Source organism: Pseudomonas sp. LBUM1659 (genome assembly GCF_059716045.1).
In genome coordinates this window covers 5,321,953-5,341,532 of the sequence record NZ_CP166797.1, presented here as the reverse complement: position 1 = coordinate 5,341,532, position 19,580 = coordinate 5,321,953, and the positions used below count along the sequence as shown (strand labels likewise).

Annotated in this window: 21 protein-coding genes, 1 tRNA gene and 1 pseudogene; 9 read left to right on the top strand and 14 right to left on the bottom strand. The window is 58.1% G+C overall.

Going from position 1 to position 19,580, the window contains the following annotated elements; genetic code table 11:
* Positions 1-19 precede the first annotated feature (19 nt).
* The gene (msrA, locus tag ACA048_RS24240) at positions 20-724 is read left to right on the top strand and encodes a peptide-methionine (S)-S-oxide reductase MsrA (protein ID WP_497626618.1); all 705 of its coding nucleotides are present in this window, start codon (positions 20-22) and stop codon (positions 722-724) included.
* 24 nt (positions 725-748) lie between these two features.
* On the opposite strand, the gene ACA048_RS24235 is transcribed toward msrA, so the two are convergent.
* A complete protein-coding gene (locus ACA048_RS24235) occupies positions 749-1,762 on the bottom strand; it encodes a sensor domain-containing diguanylate cyclase (protein WP_497626617.1) in 1,014 nt (337 codons plus the stop codon).
* Positions 1,763-1,836: 74 nt separating this feature from the next.
* The gene (locus ACA048_RS24230; RefSeq protein WP_497626616.1) at positions 1,837-2,742 is read right to left on the bottom strand and encodes a LysR family transcriptional regulator; all 906 of its coding nucleotides are present in this window, start codon (positions 2,740-2,742) and stop codon (positions 1,837-1,839) included.
* A 102-nt stretch (positions 2,743-2,844) separates the two neighbouring features.
* On the opposite strand from ACA048_RS24230, the gene ACA048_RS24225 reads away from it, so the two are divergent.
* Positions 2,845-4,020, top strand: coding sequence for an aspartate aminotransferase family protein (locus ACA048_RS24225; protein ID WP_497626615.1), 1,176 nt, complete (start codon positions 2,845-2,847; stop codon positions 4,018-4,020).
* A 9-nt stretch (positions 4,021-4,029) separates the two neighbouring features.
* On the opposite strand, the gene ACA048_RS24220 is transcribed toward ACA048_RS24225, so the two are convergent.
* The 8 genes from ACA048_RS24220 to ACA048_RS24185 form a co-directional block, all read right to left on the bottom strand.
* Positions 4,030-4,284 (bottom strand): Txe/YoeB family addiction module toxin, encoded by a 255-nt coding sequence (locus tag ACA048_RS24220; protein ID WP_497626614.1) that lies wholly within the window; start codon positions 4,282-4,284, stop codon positions 4,030-4,032.
* Positions 4,281-4,535 carry a type II toxin-antitoxin system prevent-host-death family antitoxin gene (locus ACA048_RS24215; protein WP_007948205.1) on the bottom strand — a complete coding sequence of 85 codons (255 nt, stop codon included), beginning with the start codon at positions 4,533-4,535 and terminating at the stop codon, positions 4,281-4,283. Before ACA048_RS24215 ends, ACA048_RS24220 begins: the two co-directional genes overlap by 4 nt.
* Positions 4,536-4,739: 204 nt before the next feature.
* A complete protein-coding gene (locus ACA048_RS24210) occupies positions 4,740-5,237 on the bottom strand; it encodes a P-loop NTPase family protein (RefSeq protein ID WP_497626613.1) in 498 nt (165 codons plus the stop codon).
* A gap of 14 nt (positions 5,238-5,251) precedes the next feature.
* On the bottom strand, positions 5,252-7,174 hold the full coding sequence (locus ACA048_RS24205) for an alkaline phosphatase D family protein (RefSeq protein WP_497626612.1): 1,923 nt from the start codon (positions 7,172-7,174) through the stop codon (positions 5,252-5,254).
* A gap of 115 nt (positions 7,175-7,289) precedes the next feature.
* Positions 7,290-7,511 carry a formate dehydrogenase subunit delta gene (locus tag ACA048_RS24200; RefSeq protein WP_497626611.1) on the bottom strand — a complete coding sequence of 74 codons (222 nt, stop codon included), beginning with the start codon at positions 7,509-7,511 and terminating at the stop codon, positions 7,290-7,292.
* Entirely contained in the window at positions 7,508-10,390 is a 2,883-nt protein-coding gene (gene fdhF / locus ACA048_RS24195) for a formate dehydrogenase subunit alpha (RefSeq protein WP_497626610.1), read from the bottom strand. Before fdhF ends, ACA048_RS24200 begins: the two co-directional genes overlap by 4 nt.
* The gene (locus ACA048_RS24190; RefSeq protein WP_497626609.1) at positions 10,387-11,919 is read right to left on the bottom strand and encodes a formate dehydrogenase beta subunit; all 1,533 of its coding nucleotides are present in this window, start codon (positions 11,917-11,919) and stop codon (positions 10,387-10,389) included. Before ACA048_RS24190 ends, fdhF begins: the two co-directional genes overlap by 4 nt.
* Positions 11,916-12,392: a formate dehydrogenase subunit gamma gene (locus ACA048_RS24185; RefSeq protein WP_497626608.1), complete on the bottom strand. Its 477-nt coding sequence runs from the start codon at positions 12,390-12,392 to the stop codon at positions 11,916-11,918. Before ACA048_RS24185 ends, ACA048_RS24190 begins: the two co-directional genes overlap by 4 nt.
* Before the next feature lie 331 nt (positions 12,393-12,723).
* Here ACA048_RS24185 and ACA048_RS24180 point away from each other — a divergent pair, with 331 nt between their 5' ends.
* The gene (locus tag ACA048_RS24180; protein WP_460164376.1) at positions 12,724-13,092 is read left to right on the top strand and encodes a PH domain-containing protein; all 369 of its coding nucleotides are present in this window, start codon (positions 12,724-12,726) and stop codon (positions 13,090-13,092) included.
* A 464-nt stretch (positions 13,093-13,556) separates the two neighbouring features.
* On the opposite strand, the pseudogene ACA048_RS24175 reads toward ACA048_RS24180, so the two are convergent.
* Positions 13,557-13,793: pseudogene (locus ACA048_RS24175) on the bottom strand (DUF3077 domain-containing protein); the annotation flags it as partial.
* Between the two features lie 67 nt (positions 13,794-13,860).
* On the opposite strand from ACA048_RS24175, the gene ACA048_RS24170 reads away from it, so the two are divergent.
* The 3 genes from ACA048_RS24170 to ACA048_RS24160 are packed head-to-tail and all read left to right on the top strand — an operon-like array spanning position 13,861 to position 15,540.
* A complete protein-coding gene (locus tag ACA048_RS24170; protein ID WP_497626607.1) occupies positions 13,861-14,406 on the top strand; it encodes a PAAR domain-containing protein in 546 nt (181 codons plus the stop codon).
* A gap of 10 nt (positions 14,407-14,416) precedes the next feature.
* Positions 14,417-15,199: a hypothetical protein gene (locus ACA048_RS24165; protein ID WP_497626606.1), complete on the top strand. Its 783-nt coding sequence runs from the start codon at positions 14,417-14,419 to the stop codon at positions 15,197-15,199.
* The gene (locus ACA048_RS24160; protein WP_497626605.1) at positions 15,184-15,540 is read left to right on the top strand and encodes a DUF7079 family protein; all 357 of its coding nucleotides are present in this window, start codon (positions 15,184-15,186) and stop codon (positions 15,538-15,540) included. Before ACA048_RS24165 ends, ACA048_RS24160 begins: the two co-directional genes overlap by 16 nt.
* A 124-nt stretch (positions 15,541-15,664) precedes the next feature.
* Here the strand turns inward: ACA048_RS24160 and ACA048_RS24155 are convergent, their stop codons facing one another.
* The 3 genes from ACA048_RS24155 to ACA048_RS24145 all read right to left on the bottom strand — a co-directional run bounded on the left by ACA048_RS24155 (position 15,665) and on the right by ACA048_RS24145 (position 16,875).
* A complete protein-coding gene (locus tag ACA048_RS24155; RefSeq protein ID WP_497626604.1) occupies positions 15,665-16,165 on the bottom strand; it encodes a DUF3916 domain-containing protein in 501 nt (166 codons plus the stop codon).
* A gap of 146 nt (positions 16,166-16,311) precedes the next feature.
* Positions 16,312-16,641: a hypothetical protein gene (locus ACA048_RS24150; protein WP_497626603.1), complete on the bottom strand. Its 330-nt coding sequence runs from the start codon at positions 16,639-16,641 to the stop codon at positions 16,312-16,314.
* A gap of 149 nt (positions 16,642-16,790) precedes the next feature.
* Positions 16,791-16,875 (bottom strand) — tRNA-Leu (locus ACA048_RS24145).
* Between the two features lie 107 nt (positions 16,876-16,982).
* Between ACA048_RS24145 and queA the strand changes: the two genes are divergently transcribed.
* From queA to yajC, 3 genes are read left to right on the top strand one after another with little or no spacing between them, the layout of a single operon-like run.
* The gene (queA, locus tag ACA048_RS24140) at positions 16,983-18,032 is read left to right on the top strand and encodes a tRNA preQ1(34) S-adenosylmethionine ribosyltransferase-isomerase QueA (RefSeq protein ID WP_140668445.1); all 1,050 of its coding nucleotides are present in this window, start codon (positions 16,983-16,985) and stop codon (positions 18,030-18,032) included.
* 14 nt (positions 18,033-18,046) lie between these two features.
* Positions 18,047-19,162 (top strand): tRNA guanosine(34) transglycosylase Tgt, encoded by a 1,116-nt coding sequence (tgt, locus tag ACA048_RS24135; RefSeq protein ID WP_223512204.1) that lies wholly within the window; start codon positions 18,047-18,049, stop codon positions 19,160-19,162.
* 43 nt (positions 19,163-19,205) lie between these two features.
* Positions 19,206-19,541 (top strand): preprotein translocase subunit YajC, encoded by a 336-nt coding sequence (gene yajC, locus ACA048_RS24130; protein WP_007982729.1) that lies wholly within the window; start codon positions 19,206-19,208, stop codon positions 19,539-19,541.
* Positions 19,542-19,580 lie beyond the last annotated feature (39 nt).

The window sequence follows — 19,580 nt, the reverse complement described above, 5'->3', positions numbered from 1 at the left end:
GGTTGAGGAGTCATGCCCCATGAAAACCCTGTTCACCTGGCGCCGCACCCTGTTGGGAATGGCCGCTGCCGGCGTTATTAGTCAGTGCTCGGCATTTTCGTTCGGTGTCGAAGAAGCCGTCGTCATCCCCCCGCCAGCTATGGATGAAACGACCCAGGCCCACAGCGAAAAAGTGGTGTTTGCCGGCGGATGTTTTTGGGGCGTCCAAGGTGTTTTTCAGCACGTTAAAGGTGTGAAAAAAGCTGTCTCTGGTTATGCCGGCGGTGCGGCCAACACCGCCCACTATGAACGGGTCAGCGAGGGCGATACCGGCCATGCGGAATCCGTCGAAGTCACTTTCGATCCGGCTCAGGTCAGTTACGGGACGTTGTTGCAGATCTATTTTTCGGTGGCCCATAACCCCACTGAACTGAACCGCCAGGGCCCCGACAGCGGCACTCAATACCGGTCGGCGATTTTCACTGAAAACACCGAACAGCAACGCATCGCCCAGGCTTACATTGCCCAGCTCGACGCTGCTCACTCATTCAACAAACCCATTGTGACCAAGCTGGAAACCTACAACGGTTTCTACCCGGCGGAGGAGGAACATCAAGATTTTCTGACCGAGCACCCGACCTACCCATACATCGTGATCAACGATCTACCGAAAGTGGCGCAGTTGAAACGGTTGTATCCCGATCGGTATCAGGAGAAACCGGTGTTGGTGAAAGCAGGGATGTGAATGGCAGTTGATGTCGGTTGGGGATCACCCCGAAATCATATTCTTGCCCGCCACCTTCGACCGATACAGTGCCTGGTCGGCCCGGGCCAGCAATCCGGTCTGCTGTTCTTCCTCAAAGCGCTGGACCACGCCGAAACTCATGGTCACTTGAAACGCGCCCACAGGCGGCAAACTCAGCAGGCCATCGCGGATTTTTTCGGCGAGGAGCCTGGCATCAGCCAACGAGGTATCGGGAAGGATCATGATGAACTCGTCACCCCCCCATCGCGCCAGCAGATCACCTTCGCGCACGAAGTACTTCACGCTCTCGACCACCTGCACTATTGCCGCATCACCCAAGGCATGGCCGTAGTGATCGTTGATGATCTTGAAGTCGTCGATGTCCATGGCGATCAGCGACAGGGGGCGTCGAAAGCGTTGGGCTCGTTCGCATTCCTGAGGCAGGGTTTTTTCCATCAGGTAGCGATTGGCAATGGCGGTCAGCGTATCGGTTTCCGCCAGTTTGCGGTTTTCTTCGAGTTGAACCTGAAGCTGCTGGTTGACCTGAGACAACTCTCGGGTTCGCTCTTCAACGGTCGCTTCAAGGGAGTGAGCGCGTCGTTCCAACTCTTCGAGCAGACGTCGCTTGTCGTCGATGCTGCGATGCGCACCGACCATCCGCGCTACCGTGCCGTCGGCGTTGCGGGACAGCACATAGCCGCGATCTTCGATCCAGGTGTAACTGCCGTCCAGCATGCGGCAGCGATATTCGGCCTGATAGGTGGGCGCGCGCTGTTGCAGGTAATCATCAAACACGGCCATGACTGAGGGGTAATCATCCGGGTGGATGAGGTTTTCCCAGGTCAACGCGGTGTTGTCCAGGGAATGAGGCTCGTAACCGAGCATCTTGTACCAACCGGGGTTGCGGTAGACAAAACCTGTGTTGGCGTTCCAGTCCCAAATACCGTCGCTGACCAGTTCCAGAATAGTGTGGAGCAGGTCTTCGCTAAAATCTGACACATTGAGTTTCAATGGCTTGATATTTGTCGCTTCCCCCATCACCACTCTCCCTGACGCACAGCTTTCAATTGATTCGCCTGGCGTCGAGATTAGTGCATGGCGCATTGCCACGCCTAGTCTTTGCCCCATAACTGCATGGCAAAGTCGACGAAATGGCGTAATTTCGGTAAGCGGTAGCGATCCTGAGCGTACACAAGGTGCATCGGCCGGCTCGGCAGTTGATAGTTCTGCATCAACGCCACCAGTTTTCCGTTGAGCAGGTCCTGTTCGACCAGTGCATCGGGCAACATCACGATGCCCATCCCGGTTCGAGCAGCCTGATGCAACCCTGCGGAGCTATTGATCAGCATCGGACCACTGACGGCCACCATCACATCGCCTTCCGGCCCGCTCAGACGCCATTGTTTTGCGACCGATTGCCAGTCATCCCCGACCGGGTAGGCAAAAGACAAACAATCGTGATGTTGCAGGTCTTCGGGTTTTTCCGGCGCGGTACGGCGTGCCAGGTACTCCGGTGATGCGCACATGGTCAGGGTGTAGTCGATCAGCGGGCGGGCGATCAGGTTGGACGGCTCAATGGCGCCCAAGCGAAACGCCACATCGAGGCCGTTTTCGAGTAGATCGGGGCGTCCGTTAGTGAGCACCACGTCCAGTTTGACCTGCGGACATTGCAGAGAAAATTCGCTGAGCGCTGGCGCAAGCTTTTCCGTGCCGAAGGTCAGCGGTGCCGTGATGCGCAAGATTCCACTCGGCGCATCCTGACTTTGTTCGGCGAGGCGTTCGGAATCGGCCACCAACCCCAGTACTTCAAGACAACGCAGGTAATAAGCGGAGCCGAATTCCGTCAGGCGCTGGCGCCGTGTCGTACGGTTGAGCAAGCGCACGCCCAAGCGTTGCTCCAGTGCGCGCAGGTGATTGCCGACCATGGTCGTGGACATTTCACACTGCTGCGCGGCGGCCGTCATGCTGCCAGCCTCCACCACGCGTACGTAAACGGTCATTGCCTGGAACAAATCCATTATCAAGCTCGGCTTTGAGATGATTGAAGTATTGCGGCGTTTATCCAGCTCAGGTGGCTAACCATACTGCAAAAACACCGACCATTGATGGAGCTTGATGCCATGACCGCCGCTTGCCTGATGAGCACTTACCAACCGCTGGCCCTGAGTTTCAGCAGAGGGCTGGGTACGCGCCTATGGGATGAGGCCGGTCGTGAATACCTGGACGCGGTGGCGGGTGTGGCGGTGACCAACGTTGGCCACTCCCATCCTCGAATCGTCTCGGCGATCAGCGAACAGGCCGGTTTGCTGTTGCACACGTCCAACCTCTACAGCATCGACTGGCAACAGCGGTTGGCGCAAAAACTGACGAAACTGGCGGGCATGGACCGGGCGTTCTTCAACAACTCCGGCGCCGAAGCCAATGAAACTGCCCTGAAACTCGCACGGCTTTACGGCTGGCACAAAGGCGTTGAGCAGCCGCTGGTGGTGGTCATGGAAAACGCTTTTCATGGCCGGACGCTGGGCACTTTATCCGCCAGCGATGGCCCGGCTGTACGCCTGGGTTTCAATGAGTTGCCAGGGGATTTCGTCAAAGTGCCGTTCGGTGACTTCAGTGCACTGGATAATGTGCAGCAAGCCCATGGCCAACGAATCGTGGCGATCCTGATGGAACCGATCCAGGGCGAAAGCGGTGTCCAGTTGGCGCCTCCCGGCTATCTCAAAGCGGTGCGTGAACTCTGCAACAAGCGCTCGTGGCTAATGATGCTCGACGAAATCCAGACCGGCATCGGCCGTACCGGCCAATGGTTCGCGTTTCAGCACGAAGGCATTGTCCCGGACGTCATGACCCTGGCCAAAGGCCTCGGCAACGGCATCCCCATCGGTGCCTGTCTGGCCCGGGGCAAAGCGGCCGATCTGTTCACACCGGGCAGTCATGGCAGCACGTTCGGCGGTAATCCATTGGCCTGCCGTGTGGGCTGCACCGTACTGGACATCATTGAAGAACAGGGTCTGCTGGAGAACGCCAGGCTTCAGGGCGAACGTCTGCTCGCCAGATTACGCAGCGAGTTGGCGGACAATCCGAACGTCCTGGCAATCCGTGGCCAAGGCTTGATGATCGGCATCGAACTCAAGCAGCCGATCCGCGATCTGACCCTGATCGCCGCGCGGGATCACGGTTTGCTGATCAACGTGACACGCGGGAAAACCATTCGCCTGCTGCCGCCGTTGACGATTGATGAGCGGGAGGTGGAGATGATTGTCAGAGGGGTTGGCCGGATAGTGAGAGCGACCTGAGAGGGTCGCTCAGTAGTGATACCTACACATCACGACGCATATCGCACCTTCTTCGACCGCGTAGACCAAACGATGCTCAGCCGTAATTCGGCGAGACCAAAAACCGCTCAAATTGTGTTTGAGCGGTTCAGGTTTTCCGAGGCCGTCAAAGGGTTCACGTTGGATCGCCTTAATCAGCAGGTTGATTCGCTTGAGCCCGGCCTTGTCGTTTTGTTGGAACCATAGATAGTCGTCCCAGCCTTCAGGTGTGAACTCGATTTTCATTCTTCGATGAGTTGCCGGGCTTTGGATTTCCCTGCTCGCAGGTTGCCGATCGATTTAATCAGACGCTCGGCGTTGGCGGGTGAACGCAGCAGATAGGCAGTCTCCTCGAGCGCGTTGTACTCCGCGAGAGACATCATCACAACGGGTTCGCCTTTTTGGCGGGTCACCAATAATGGAGCACGGTCTTCGTTGACCCTATCCATGGTTTCCGCCAGATGTGCCCGCGCGGTGGTGTAGTTGATGGTTTGCATGGCGTAGTCCTCGCTTGATGCAAAGAACGTACAGAAATGAGTACAGGATGACAAGGTAATACCTCTGAGTGGTCGTTGCACAGACGTGGTCTCTGCGCTTGCACTCAGTATCACCGAAGCTACTTCAAGACGTTTCGGTGAGCGATGTAGGCCCTGTCCGAATTACGTGTCATCCCTGCCTCCGTGCAAACATACATATTCTTCTTAAACAGTGTGGGGGGATTTGGCGAAAGCGCTGATTTCACTTCGATCCATGAGTTTGATTTTTGAGCCAGTGAACGTTGCGAACAACTGCCGGTGTACGGTAAATCCACTGGCGTCTTCACGCACCCGATAACTCGCGGCCCATTCCAGCAACGCTATCAGCAACTCGTCATCGTCCGTTCGTTGTTCTCGCTGACGAATATTGGCTACACAGCTGTCGTCATCCACACACAACCAGATCAGCGCCGTTGCCCGGTGCATAAGCTCGCTGACGATCCAGCCATAAACGCCTTCGATCACCCACTGTTTTTCATCGGCCGCAACCCGCGCTATGCCCAGTGCTGCGGCATACGGGCGGGCGATACTGTGTTCGTCCGAGATCCAGTGAATCTTGTCGAGATCGATCCATGGCTCCTTGAGTTGTGCCGCCAATCGTTTCGCCAGCCAGCTTTTGCCGGAGCCAGAGTTGCCGATGATCAGCGTTCGGGTGAGGTTCATGGTCACTCGCCATTTCAGTCGTCATGTTCAGGCGCAACCATCCGGGTTTTGGGCGAGCCGTTTGAGTTGTGCTGATAAATGTCCTGGGGTTGTCCTTTCTCATTGAAGAACACTTGGCCGATGCCCGCCGAGTTCCATAGCCGTTCGCCCGCCTCGGCATGTTCGGGGATGTGCGGGACGATGCGCATGCGACGGCGTTTGGTCAGCCAGTTGAGTGGCGAGCGCGGCGAATAGAGCCAGCGATTGAGGCGGTCGAACCATTCGAGCAGCGTGGGCGGGAATTCGTTTTTGATGCCGCTGCTGGTGATCTGCCAGATTTTCGGGCCGGCCTTGCGGTGTCGGATAAACACTTCGTAGACGAAGGAATAATGCACATCACCGGACAGCACCACGTAGTTACCCGGTGTGCGCGAGTGGCGGAAAATGTTCAGGATCACTTGGGCCGCACCGCGATGGGCCATCCAGTTTTCGGCGTCCACCAGCAGTGGATATCCGAACCAGCTGAAGACTTTCTGCACGGTTTCGATCAGCTTGACGCCAAAGATCGGCGCGGGTGAAACGATGATCGCCGATGGATGGTCGAGCAGTTCCTGTTGCAGTTCGCTGAGGGCTTCCCAGTCCAGCAGGCCGGACGGTTGCTTGAGGTTCATCTCGCTGCGCCAACGGCGGGTGCGGGTATCGATCACCACCAGTGCGGGCGTGGTGGGCAGCACGTAATGCCACTGTTGAAAGCTCAACAGCGCATCGATCAAGTCATCCTGCACCGGACTGTCGAGGTAACGGTCACCCCCGGTGGCGCTGAGCAAACGGGTTTTTTCCAGCACACCGCCAAACGCATCCGGGTTGTTGCCCCAGCCCTGGCACAGCATGTAAGCGATCAAGGCGTTGCCGATGATGCGCTTGGAGAACGGATGGCCGTAGGCCGTTTCCTCCCATTGCGCGGACAGATTCCAATCGTCGGTGATGTCGTGGTCGTCAAAAATCATGAGGCAGGGCAGATGCGCCAGGGCCCGAGCGACACCGCCCAGGCCGGACTTGAAGCCGTCGATATGCGATTGTTCAAGGGCATAACGCTTGAGTCTTTCAGGCGTCAGCGTGGGAGGTTGCGGGGCGATCAATGTCCAGGGCGTCGGCGACCAGACCAGCAGGTACATGGCCATCACCTCGGCGAAGGTCATCAGGTGATTGTCGGCATTGCTGCTGGTGAAAATCGGCTTACTCGCGCCACCGAAAAATCGATCCCGCAGGGTTTCGTTGCTCTTGAGCGCCGGTAACAAATCCGCACGGTGGTAGTAACTGGCCGGGTGTTCGTAGAGTTTGGCGCTGTCGCTGACCACGGCGCCTTCCAGGTGTTCCTCAAACAGACCCAGCCGCTCGATCAAGGCATGGATCGCCCGCAACATCGGGCCCGCAACATCGTCGGTGTAAATCTGATCGCCGCTCATCATCAACAACGCCGGCCGCTGCGAGGCGTCATGTTCCTCGGCCAACAAACGGTCGACACAGAGCAAACCATCGGTGGCCGGGTAATGCGGTTTGCGGCAGGAACCATGCAGCAACTGATCAATGCGCGAACGCAGGACAAAGTTCGGGCATCGCGCTTCGCCGTAGAGCAGATGCGGGGCCCACTCGGCGATGCCGGTCATCGCGTCATCGATCAACAGGTCGTATTCGATCAGTGTGTCGCAGGGCAGGGCGGTCGCCAGCGGCACATCGATCAAGTGAATAAACGCGTGAGTGCCGATGGGGATGACGGTGCACTGCCCGGCATCCAGGCGGATGTCGTCGCAGTTTTGCAGGCGCAACGTCAGCGACAGCGCGCGGGATCCGACGAGCCACATGACCAGCCGTGCAGGTTCCAGCCGCCGCAACAGCGGGCCGACCAGCACCGGAGGCAGTGAGTTGCAATCGTCAGGCAATGGCAGAGATACGGACATCCGGGTTCAAGGCTCTAGGCGCACAGGTCGGCGATGATAGCTCAGGTGATCGCCTTTTCCTGTCAAGCGGGAGCCGCGATTGCTCACGACCCCATGCCCAAATGTTTCTGCGAACCTACGCCACCCAGCCCGCCCCACTGACCGCCGCCTGCGCCAGTGGGTGCATATCGGCCCCTTGGTGGTCCGTCTGCCAGGCCAGCAACTCCTTGCGCATGCCTGGCGTCCAGTACATCTGCAGGTGATTACGCACGCCGAGCACGGCCGCTTGCTGGTCCGGTTCGGTGGCGAAGTACAGGGCGATCTGGTTGACCATCTTGATCAGGTTCTCCGTACTCATCGGCGCACCTCCGCTTTAGCGCCACGGGCATGCCGGCGCTCCTTGAGCAAACGGTCCTGTTCATCACTGAACGCCTGATAGCGTTTTTGCCACTCGGAAGGGTGGTAGACGCGGCTGACTTCCACGGCGGTGACCTTATACTCCGGACAGTTGGTGGCCCAGTCGGAGTTGTCGGTGGTGATCACGTTGGCCCCCGATTCAGGGAAGTGGAAGGTGGTGTACACCACGCCCGGGGCGACCCGTTCGGTGACCCGTGCACGCAGGACGGTCTGTCCGGCGCGGCTGCCGATGCCGACCCAGTCACCCTCGTTGATGCCACGACTCTCGGCGTCGCTCGGATGGATTTCCAGGCGGTCTTCGTCGTGCCAGGCGACGTTTTCGGTACGCCGGGTCTGGGCGCCCACGTTGTACTGGCTGAGGATGCGCCCAGTGGTCAGCAGCAGGGGATAGCGGTTGTTGACCTTCTCTTCGGTGGGCACGTAGCCGGTGAGCATGAAACGCCCCTTGCCCCGCACGAACTCCTCGATGTGCATGGTCGGCGTACCGTCCGGTGCTGCGGCGTTGCATGGCCATTGCAGGCTGCCGTGGCGATCCAGTTCGGTGTAGCTGACGTTGGTGAAGGTCGGCGTCAGGCTGGCGATTTCATCCATGATTTCTGACGGGTGCTGGTAGTTCATCGGGTAACCCAGCGCGTTGGCCAGGGCCACGGTGCCTTCCCAGTCGGCCTTGCCGCCCAGCGGTTCCATGACCTTGCGCACTCGGGAGATGCGACGTTCTGCGTTGGTGAAGGTGCCGTCTTTTTCCAGGAACGAGCAGCCCGGCAGGAACACGTGGGCGAACTTGGCGGTTTCGTTGAGGAAAATGTCCTGCACCACGATGCATTCCATGGCCGACAGGGCTGCGGTGACGTGCTGGGTATTCGGGTCGCTCTGGGCGATGTCCTCGCCCTGGCAATACAGGCCCTTGAAACTGCCGCTGAGGGCGGCCTCGAACATGTTCGGAATACGCAGGCCCGGATCGGGTTGCAGGGTGACGTTCCACGCCTGTTCGAACTGCGCCCGTACCACCTCGTTGGAGATGTGCCGGTAGCCGGGCAACTCGTGAGGGAAAGAGCCCATGTCGCAGGAGCCCTGCACGTTGTTCTGCCCACGCAACGGGTTCACGCCCACACCTTCGCGGCCGATGTTGCCAGTGACCATGGCCAGGTTGGCGATGCCCATGACCGCGGTGCTGCCTTGGCTGTGCTCGGTGACGCCCAGGCCGTAGTAGATCGCCGCATTGCCGCCGGTGGCATACAGACGGGCGGCGGCACGGATGTCGGCAGCGGCTACGCCGCAGATGTCGGCAAGGACATCCGGCGAGTTTTCCGCGCGGCTGACGAACTCGCTCCAGCGGGCGAAATCGCTGCCCTCGCAACGGGCGTCGATAAAGGCCTGATCGAGCAGGCCTTCGGTGACGATGACGTGGGCCAGGGCGTTGAGCATGGCGACGTTGGTGCCAGGGCGCAGGGCCAGGTGCAATTCGGCGCGGGCATGCACCGAGTCCACCAGATCAATACGGCGTGGGTCGATGACGATCAGCCGAGCACCTTCGCGCAGACGGCGTTTGAGCTGGGAGGCGAACACCGGGTGGGCATCGCTGGGGTTGGCGCCCATCACCAGGATCACGTCGGCCTGCATCACCGAGTCGAAACTCTGGGTGCCAGCGGACTCGCCCAGGGTTTGTTTCAGGCCATAACCGGTCGGCGAGTGGCAGACCCGCGCACAGGTGTCGACGTTGTTGTTGCCGAACGCGGCGCGCACCAGTTTTTGCACCAAGTAAGTTTCTTCGTTGGTGCAGCGGCTGGAGGTGATGCCACCAATGGAATCGCGGCCGTATTTTTGCTGGAGCCGGCGGAATTCGCTGGCGGCGTAGGTCACCGCTTCATCCCAGCTGACCTCCTGCCAAGGGTCGTTGATATGTTTACGGATCATCGGCTTGGTGATGCGATCCGGGTGGGTGGCGTAGCCCCAGGCAAAGCGCCCTTTGACGCAGGAGTGGCCGTGATTGGCCTGGCCGTTTTTGTCCGGAACCATGCGCACCAGCTGATCGCCTTTCATCTCGGCGCGGAACGAGCAACCCACGCCGCAATAGGCACAGGTGGTGATCACACTGCGTTCGGGCTGACCCAGTTCGACCACGCTTTTTTCCATCAGGGTCGCGGTGGGGCAGGCTTGTACACAGGCGCCGCAAGACACGCATTCCGAGTCGAAGAAGTTCTCGCCACCGGCGGCCGCGACCCGGGATTCGAAACCGCGCCCGGTGATGGTCAGGGCAAAGGTGCCCTGGGTTTCTTCGCAGGCGCGCACGCAACGGTTGCAGACGATGCACTTGCTCGGGTCGTAGTCGAAATACGGGTTGGAAGTGTCCTTCACATCGGCCAGATGATTCTCGCCTTCATAGCCGTAACGTACTTCCCGCAAGCCAACCTGACCGGCCACGGTTTGCAGCTCGCAGTTGCCGTTGGCCGAGCAGGTCAGGCAGTCCAGCGGGTGATCGGAGATGTACAACTCCATGACATTGCGGCGCAGCGTCGCGAGTTTCGGCGTCTGTGTGTGCACGCTCATGCCTTCGGTAACCGGCGTGGTGCAGGACGCGGGATAACCGCGCATGCCGTCGATTTCCACCAGACACATGCGGCAAGAACCGAAGGCTTCGAGGCTGTCGGTGGCGCACAGTTTCGGAATCGTGGTGCCCATCAACGCAGCGGCGCGCATCACCGAGGTGCCTTCGGGCACGCTGATGCTGCGGCCGTCGATGTTCAGGGTGACTTGTACCTGGCTTTCGCGGGCCGGAGTGCCTAGATCGATATCGGTGTTCGGGTCGAAGAGAGTGATCATTGGTCGGCCTCCGAAGGTTGCAGACCGAAGTCGGCGGGGAAGTGCTTTAGGGCGCTGGCGACCGGAAAGGAAACCATGCCGCCCAAGGCGCACAGCGAACCGTATTGCAGGGTGTCGCACAGGTCCTTGAGGATGATCACCTGCTCATCGCGACCGTTCTGGTCCGGCGCGGCCAGCAGGCGGTCGATCACCTCCACGCCCCGGGTCGAGCCGATGCGGCAGGGCGTGCATTTGCCACAGGATTCCTCGGCGCAGAACTGCATGGCGAAGCGTGCCATGTGGGCCATGTCCAGCGTGTCATCAGCCACCACCACACCACCGTGACCGAGCATCGCGCCGATGCCGGCGAACGCTTCGTAATCCAGTGGCGTGTCGAATCGACTTGGCGGTACCCAGGCGCCGAGCGGGCCGCCGACCTGCGCGGCTTTCAGCGGTCGGCCACTGGCGGTGCCACCGCCGTAGTCTTCCACCAATTCACGCAGGGTCAGGCCAAAGGCCCGCTCCACCAGGCCGCCACGACGAATATTGCCCGCCAATTGGAAAGGCATGGTGCCGAGGGAACGGCCCATCCCGTAATCGCGATAGAACTGCGCACCTTTGGCCAGAATCAGCGGCACCGAAGCCAGGGTCAGCACGTTGTGCACCAGCGTCGGCTGGCCGAACAGGCCCTTCAAGGCAGGAATCGGTGGCTTGGCGCGGACGATCCCGCGCTTGCCTTCGAGCGAATCCAACAGCGCGGTTTCTTCACCGCAGATGTAAGCACCGGCACCGACGCGCACTTCCATGTCGAAGGCCTGACCGCTGCCGCCGACGTTGGCGCCGAGGTAGCCGTTAGTCCGGGCAATCTCCAGCGCCTCATTTAACGTGGCGATGGCCTGTGGATATTCCGAGCGCACGTAGATGTAGCCGTAGCTGGCGCCGACGGTGATGCCGGCAATGGCCATGCCTTCGATCAGCAGGAAGGGGTCGCCTTCCATCAACATGCGGTCGGCGAAAGTGCCGGAGTCGCCTTCGTCGGCGTTGCACACAATGTATTTCTGCATAGCTTGGGTGGCGCGTACCGTGCGCCATTTGATCCCGGCGGGGAAGGCGGCGCCGCCACGGCCACGCAGGCCGGAATCGAACACCGCGGTCGCGGTCTCATCACCGCCAATAGTGACGGCCCTTGTTAAACCCTCGAAACCGCCGTGGGCCCGGTAATCGTCCAGCGACAACGGCCGGGTAATACCGGCGCGGGCGAACAGCAGGCGTTGTTGAGATTTGAGATACGGCAATTCTTCCACCAGGCCCAAGGCCAGTGGATGCGAGGACGGGGCGCCTTGCAGCGCATCGAGCACCGACGGCACATCGGCAGCGGTCAGCGGGCCAAAGCCGATTCGGCCTTGCGGGGTGTCCACTTCCAGCAAGGGTTCCAGCCAATACAGGCCGCGAGAACTGGTACGTTGCAGGTCCTGGCTGGCAAGGGCAGACGCCACCGCATCGGCACCCACGGCACGGGCCAGTGAATCACAGGATAGATAGAGGCTCATACGTCCTCCCTGCAAGCATCGAGCAGGGCATCCAGACGCTCGGCACTGAGCCGCGCATGCACCTGACCATCCAGCTCAAGCGCTGGCGAACAAGCGCACGCGCCGAGGCAATACACCGGGCGCAGGCTGATAGTGCCGTCGGCGCTACTGCCGTGGTCATCCAATTGCAGGCGATCACGCAACTGCGCGGCGAGTTGCTCGGCACCGCGACTCTTGCAGGACTCCGCCCGACACAGACGCAGAATATGCCGGGCCGGCGGCGCGGTGCGGAAGTCATGGTAGAAGCTGATCACGCCGCGAATCTCGGCCTGACTCTGATTGAGGGCGTGGGCAATCTCGGGGATGGCGGCATCGGGGATGTAACCGATACCGGCCTGAATCTCATGAAGGATGGGCAACAGTGCGCCAGCAGAGCCCTCGTGGCGCTCCAGCACGCTGTTGACCATAGGCAATTGCAACATCTCATCAGGCATACAGCATTCCTCACGGTCACGGACAAACCAGGCGGTTGTCGGTCGTCCGAAAGTGTCGGCTGCGGCATTCACACCACGTCACGGTATCGTGGCATTGTCAGGCCGTTGGCCAGGGCACCCTGAGCGGGCATCTTGTTGTGCCCGGCGCGGTCTTTGCCGCACCTTTTATAGGGCATTAAGGCAGCTTGCCACGCTGGTATTGAATCGACTGCACCAAAGCGACGTGTTTGGTTCTTTCTACGACTACCCGTTAAGTCTAGACGAGGCCCAGCCCAAGGCACCGTAGGCAGCTCGTACTCGGGACATACATTCAAAAAACAGGGAATGACAGATGATTGATTTCAACAACAAAGGCTTCTTCAAACTCAAGCAAAACGAAGAATACGCAGAACGCGTCAGCGCACTGCTGCTGGAAGGGGAACAGGTCATCGACGCCTACAAATCCATGCGCGACGGCGTAGTGTTTACCAACAAACGCATCATCGCCGTCAACGTGCAGGGAATCACCGGCAGTAAAAAAGACTTCACCTCGCTGCCCTACAAAAACATCGTGGCGTACTCGGTGGAAACGTCCGGGACGTTTGACCTTGATTCGGAGCTGGAGATTTACTTTTCGTCGCTGGGGAAAGTGAAGTTCGAATTCACCGGCAGGACATCGATGGTGGAAATCTCAAAACTGATCTCCCAACACGTCCTCTAACCCCAACACAAAAAAGCCCCGAAAACCTCGGGGCTAACAACGGCCTTCAGCTAACCGCAATCCCTGTGGGAGCGGGCTTGCCCGCGAAAGCGCCAGACCAGCCAACATCAATGTTTAAAGCTTGCCTCTACCTCCCAGCCTTCGCCTTCGCCCGCTTAGGTGTCGGCACAAACCAGTGTTTTATGTGGCGTCGACGTTGACATGGTGATCCGGTTTCGACAGCATCTATCTCAATCGCGCCCGATCCTCTGGTGCTGGCTCAGTCCGGCATTACGTTCGGGCCTTCTTGTTTCTGGAAAATGGAAGTTGACTAAGCCAACTCTTCCAACGCCGTTCCAACCACCCTCTGTAGGAGCGAGCCTGCTCGCGAAAAACTCAAGGCAATCACCACTCCCGCTGAATGCCCCAGCCCGCGACCCAACCCGTCCCTACATGCGTTATGCCTGACGTCTAAAACCCAGAAGCTACCCTTCAGCCTCCGCTGCCTGCTTCGACATCGACGCAACCTTCCGATCCCGCGTCAGCACCTTCACCGCATCATCAACCACCGCCTTACTCATCGCCGTCAAATAATGCGCAGCCCAAGCATGGCGGTCGGTGTCCGTGGCGTACGCGGCATCTTCATTCAGTTTCTTCGCGAGAAACAGAAAGTCAGAAGCCATGGCTAATGCATCGCCGAGGGGAACGCCGCGAGTGAAGTAATGTGGTCCGTCCCCTTTGTTTCGGGTAGGTTATGACGCTCGCAAGGATTTTTGACAGGAGGTCAAAGTGGCTAAGCCAGCAGCGCGTAAAAGCGATTTATACCGTTGTCCTTTACCGGGGCACGGTACCAACCCGATTGCATCAGGATCTCCCGACGTATTCTTCGACGGCCTTCCCGCAGCGCGTCAGGGCGACACCTGCACTTGCGGTAGTGCGCTCTCTTCAGGACTGTCTGCGACCGTGTTCATTAACGGCAAGAATGCAGCGACCATCGATACCGGAGGTACCCACGGCGGCATCGTGATTGGTGGTTCGGGTACGGTAATAATTGGCGATACCCACACACCCTGCGAATTTGTTCCTCCTGCGCCGTTAACGGGTTTCGCAAGCTGGATCGGCTTCAGAATTCCAGCTGACGAAAGCTATGAAGGCTTATCGTGCACCGCTCATTTCGAGGATGGGTCGTCACTGCCAGGGGTGTTCAGTAAAGACAATGCCGTTAAGTTTACGAATCCGTCCGGTAAGACCTGCGTGATGCTCAAATTTGATGATGAAGCTCCAGCCGGTACGTCGTCTCTCACAGAAAGCTTTTTGAATAGAATATTAGGATAAGGAACATCCTATGACAGAACCATATCTCGTCACCGGCAGCTATGTCGTTCAGCGTGAACACGCCTTACAAGATTCTCCGCTCGATAGGGCGTTAGAACTGATGGAGGGAACTGCACTTAGGTTCTCTCTGGACGCGGTCTCTGACGAAAAGGTCCGGGCGAGCTACCTGAAAAACATAAAACGTATGTCACAACAGACGTTGGCCGATGTGAAGACCGGGAAGATCACTGCGCGAGAGGGCGTGCAGTTCAGTCATGAAATGCGAAACAAGATCTTGATGGAGCACCGCAAGGTTACCTCTGTGCAGGGCTTGGCTGTCGTGCAAAAAAAGAAGGCCGATGGCAGAACGCTTCAAACGCTTTTTGATCGCTACTCCAAGGAGCTGTTCCAAAGAAGTTACGATAGCCTTTCACCAGCGGAGCAGAACAAGGTCCATTACACAATTTTAGAGGCAGCAGGGCGGGACAATTCCAAGTTTACAAATGGCACTAAAAAAATGCAGCTAATGGGCAAGCTTGGCATTTTGATTACCGCTGCTCTCGCGACTTATCAAATTCTGAATGCGGAAAACAAACAAAAGGAAACGGCGCGTCAAGGGCTCATCGTGGGCGGCGGCGCGGCGGGCGGTATTCTGGCAGGGCTTGGAGTCAGCGCTCTCTGTGGGCCAGGCGCTCCGATCTGTGCATTCGCCGTTGTGTTTCTGGGAACTGTTGTTGGGGGCGTGGCAGGCGGAACGGTAGCGGACTCGCTTGATGAGGAATTAGAGGAGTTTTCACATTGGGATATTCTTTGAATCAATCTGAGTTGACAAAGATTAGGGTCGCGCTCTCGGATCCGTTCAATGATTTCCCGGTTGATTACGATTACATAGCGAGCCAGGTTAAAGGAGTTGACCCTCAAACCCTCCACGAGATTCTTTACTCCGAAGTTGCGCCTGTGTGCTTTACCAATATTGCAGCGGCCCTCCCAACGGTATGGACAGGCTTCGATCCTGACTCCCTCAATGCCATGATTGAAGAACGGCGCGCCGCCCGGAAGAACAATTGGTTTCGTAGGCAGTTCGACAAACTACTTGTTCGTTGGTTGGAATATAACTACGGGTACATCTGGAAGGAGATTGTCAGCAGGCTGTGAGTTGACAGCGAAGTTTGATTTGCTTTTGAGTTTAGCGTCATCCCCAAAAAGGGCCCGTCAGGGCCTTTTCAGATCCAGCTTGTTTTACTTGGAGTACCAGCGTTCGACTTGCTCGCCAAAGCCATCAGGCCGGTTCCCCAATGCACCACCACTGTTCTGCGACCTCATTGTCAGGTTGAGTCACGTCATGCCCGTTCTCGACGAAATTCGCCGGTGTGTGCAACGCAAGATCATGACTGATCCGCTTGGGCATGAGCGCGTTAGTTTCACCTAGAAAACCCAGATAATAATCTCGGTCATAGAAAATGGTGACCTCGCTCTGATGAACCGATGGCCACGTCAACAAACAAGCGACGCAATAGTAACCCTGTGAGTGGTCAGCAGCATTGGACAGGTGGTTAGTGGCTTCGAGTAGTTGCTGAATGCAGAAGGCCTGAACTTCGATCCTGGTTTGGGGGCCTTGAACTAATGCCTCGTGTACCGGGATCTTCCAATGTGTGTAGCGCTCCATGTGTTCGGATCGCGGGTAAAACTCGTCGCGAAAACTGGAGGCCCAGCGTTCCAGAGCGCGAAGGCGGCGGGGATTGCCTCTGAGTGGCTTGTTGCTGAGGGCGATTTGCCGCATTGATACGTCCTTGTGATGCCGAAAAAGTCTTTAGTTGTTGTCTGCTGGCGCAATTGAAAAGTGGGCAGTAGATTTCCATATCAGCCAAGACCCAGGCCAGCACTAGTCGGTGTAAAGAGTTACTAAACTTTGCCTCACCTGATCCTTCACTGAATATCTTTCAGGTAATCCTTGAGCGCAATGGCCGGAGCTTCAAGCTGCTCTATCGTCCGCGCGTTGCCAAAATCAGAAGACAACCGATGCAGCTCACGCCCAAGCGGCGTATCAACACCACCTATAGCGTCCAGCGCCAAACCTACACAGTGCGCCACCCTAAACTGAATCCCTTCAACATCCCCCCGCCGCACCAACAACCCAAAAACCTCCCGCTCATAATCACTCATCAGCAGATCATCCCGAAGAATCGGACTCGAATCCTCCGTCTCATAAGCAAGCTTGAGGCAGAACAGGGCGACGGTTTCCAGCAGCAGTTCCATGGGGTGAATCCTTGAGAAGGGTCGTACCGGTCGAGGAGGCGAGAAATCAAAAGCATCGCCAGCAAGCCGGCTCCTACAGGTCGGCGTTGTGTCAGGCACTTTTTGGCAGGCGAAAAAAAAGGCCTTGCTAAGCAAGACCTTCTTGATTTTGGTGCCCCGAGGGAGACTCGAACTCCCACTCCTTTCGAAAACGGATTTTGAATCCGCCGCGTCTACCAATTCCGCCATCAGGGCTCAATGGCCGCGGAGTATAGAGATGAGATTACCGTCGGTCAATCAGGTACATAGAGAATTTTCACTATTTCGGCTAGACTTCCGGCCCCTGCTAGACGAACCCCATCATGCGCGTTGCTGACTTTACTTTCGAACTCCCTGATTCGCTGATCGCCCGCCACCCTTTGGCCGAGCGTCGCAACAGCCGCCTGTTGACCCTTGATGGGGTCAGCGGCGCCCTGGCACACCGTCAATTCACCGATTTGCTCGAGCATTTGCGCCCGGGCGATTTGATGGTGTTCAACAATACCCGGGTGATTCCGGCGCGGCTGTTTGGCCAGAAGGCTTCCGGCGGCAAGCTGGAAATCCTGGTCGAGCGCGTGCTCGACAGCCATCGCGTGCTGGCGCATGTGCGTTCCAGCAAGTCGCCGAAGCCGGGGTCGAAGATCCTGATTGATGGCGGTGGCGAGGCCGAGATGCTGGCGCGTCACGATGCGTTGTTCGAGTTGGGGTTCGCCGAAGAGGTGTTGCCGCTGCTGGACCGCGTCGGGCACATGCCGTTGCCGCCTTATATAGACCGCCCGGATGAAGGCTCGGACCGCGAGCGTTATCAGACGGTCTATGCCGAGCGCTTGGGTGCGGTGGCGGCGCCGACGGCGGGGCTGCATTTCGATCAGCCGCTGATGGAGGCGATTGCCGCCAAGGGCGTCGAGACGGCGTTCGTGACCTTGCACGTCGGCGCCGGTACGTTTCAGCCGGTGCGCGTCGAGAAGATCGAAGATCACCACATGCACAGCGAATGGCTGGAAGTCGGCCAGGACGTGGTGGATGCGGTGGCGGCGTGTCGCGCTCGTGGTGGTCGGGTGGTGGCCGTGGGGACCACCAGCGTGCGCTCGCTGGAAAGTGCTGCGCGCGATGGCGTGCTCAAGCCGTTCAGTGGCGACACCGATATCTTTATCTACCCGGGCCGACCGTTTCATGTGGTCGATGCCCTTGTTACCAACTTCCATTTGCCTGAATCCACGCTGTTGATGCTGGTTTCGGCGTTCGCCGGTTATCCCGAAGCCATGGCTGCTTATAAAGCGGCCGTTGAGCATGGATACCGCTTTTTCAGCTACGGTGATGCGATGTTTATCACCCGTAATCCCGCACCACGTGGCCCTGAGGACAAAGAATGAGTCGCCAAAGTCGTATGTCGTTTGAGTTGCTTGCTACTGACGGCAAGGCTCGTCGCGGTCGTTTGACCTTTCCACGCGGTACCGTAGAAACCCCGGCCTTCATGCCGGTGGGCACCTATGGCACCGTCAAGGGCATGCTGCCGCGGGATATTACCGCCACCGGCGCGGAAATCATTTTGGGCAACACCTTCCACTTGTGGCTGCGTCCTGGCACTGAAGTGATCAAGAAGCACGGGGACCTGCACGATTTCATGCAGTGGAAAGGCCCGATTCTGACTGACTCCGGCGGTTTCCAGGTGTTCAGCCTGGGCGCCATGCGCAAGATCAAGGAAGAGGGCGTGACCTTCGCCTCTCCGGTTGATGGCGCCAAAGTGTTCATGGGCCCGGAAGAGTCGATGCAGGTTCAGCGCGATTTGGGCTCGGACATCGTGATGATCTTCGACGAATGCACCCCGTACCCGGCTGACGAAGACGTCGCTCGCGTGTCGATGGAGCTGTCGTTGCGTTGGGCCAAGCGCTCGAAAGAAGCCCATGGCGACAATACGGCGGCGTTGTTCGGCATCGTTCAGGGCGGCATGCACCAGGACCTGCGCATGCGCTCCCTGGAAGGCCTCGACCAGATCGGCTTTGATGGCCTGGCCATTGGTGGTCTGTCGGTGGGTGAGCCCAAGCACGAAATGATCAAGGTGCTGGATTACCTGCCGGGTCAGATGCCGGCTGACAAACCTCGTTACCTTATGGGCGTTGGCAAACCGGAGGATCTGGTTGAGGGTGTGCGCCGCGGTGTGGACATGTTCGATTGCGTGATGCCAACCCGTAATGCCCGCAATGGGCATCTGTTCATTGACACTGGCGTGCTGAAGATCCGTAACGCGTTCCATCGCCATGATGATTCGCCGCTGGATCCGACCTGCGATTGCTACACCTGCCAGAACTTCTCCCGTGCTTATCTGCATCATCTGGACAAGTGCGGCGAAATGTTGGGTAGCATGTTGAATACCATCCACAATTTGCGCCATTACCAGGTGCTTATGGCTGGTTTGCGCGAGTCTATTCAACAGGGTACATTGGCCGCCTTTGTCGATGCCTTCTACGCCAAACGCGGGTTACCTGTTCCGCCTTTGGACTGAGTTTTCTGACCCCAAGATTCAACATTTGCAACTGGAGTGCTAAATGAGCTTTTTTATCTCTAATGCCATGGCTGACGCTGCTGCACCTGCGGCAGGCCCAATGGGTGGCGGTTTTGAGTGGATTTTCCTGGTCGGTTTCCTGGTCATCTTCTACCTGATGATCTGGCGTCCACAGGCCAAGCGCGCCAAAGAGCAGAAGAACCTGCTGAGCAGCCTGCAAAAAGGCGATGAAGTTGTGACCACCGGTGGTATCGCCGGCAAGATCACTAAAGTGGCAGACGATTTCGTCGTTCTGGAAGTTTCCGACACCGTCGAAATGAAATTCCAGAAAGGCGCCATTGCCGCCACGCTGCCAAAAGGCACGCTAAAAGCGATCTAAGTTTCAACTTCTACTCAATCGACGGGGCGCGCAAGGCGC